We start from the raw sequence: 622 nt of genomic DNA on the forward strand, positions 1-622 counted from the left end.
GCAGGGTGTCAAGGACGGTTTCGAGAAGAAGCTCGAGATCACCGGCGTCGGCTATCGCGCGGCACTTCAGGGCAAGAACCTGCAGCTGGCGCTTGGCTTCAGCCATGACGTCGTCTATGAGACGCCGCAGGGCATCACCATCACCGTGCCGAAGCCGACTGAAATCACCGTGGCCGGCATCGACAAGCAGCAGGTCGGCCAGGTTGCGGCCGAGATCCGCGAGTATCGTGGTCCCGAGCCTTACAAGGGCAAGGGCGTCCGCTACGCCGGCGAGAAGATCGTCCGCAAGGAAGGCAAGAAGAAGTAGTAGGCCTGGCCTCGAGAAGTTGAAGACTTTTCGGAAAGGGCCAAGCCAAGAGTGTAACGCCGCGGGGAGCGGTCGCGGGAGGCGCTTTCGCCTACCGCATATGGCGGCCCCCGTTTTTTGAAGGCAAGGAAGACCATCATGGGTACCAAGGAATCCACGCAGCGCCGCGCGCAGCGCGTCCGTCGTCAGATCAAGAAGGTCGCCGGCGAGCGTCCGCGTCTGTCGGTCCACCGCACGTCGAAGAACATCTATGTGCAGGTCATCGACGACGCCAAGGGCCACACCATCGCCGCCGCTTCGACGCTCGAGAAGGAC

General features: G+C 62.5%; 2 protein-coding genes. Both read left to right on the plus strand.

Features of this window, described 5'->3' with window-relative positions:
- A partial coding sequence (locus tag EN991_RS38815) for a 50S ribosomal protein L6 (RefSeq protein WP_127370663.1) occupies positions 1–307 on the plus strand: 307 nt, incomplete at its 5' end.
- Positions 308–445: 138 nt separating this feature from the next.
- On the plus strand, positions 446–622 hold a 177-nt coding region (locus EN991_RS38820; RefSeq protein WP_281058865.1), incomplete at its 3' end, for a 50S ribosomal protein L18.

The sequence above is a fragment of the Mesorhizobium sp. M7A.F.Ca.US.005.03.2.1 genome (assembly GCF_003997795.1).
Lineage (GTDB): Bacteria > Pseudomonadota > Alphaproteobacteria > Rhizobiales > Rhizobiaceae > Mesorhizobium > Mesorhizobium ciceri.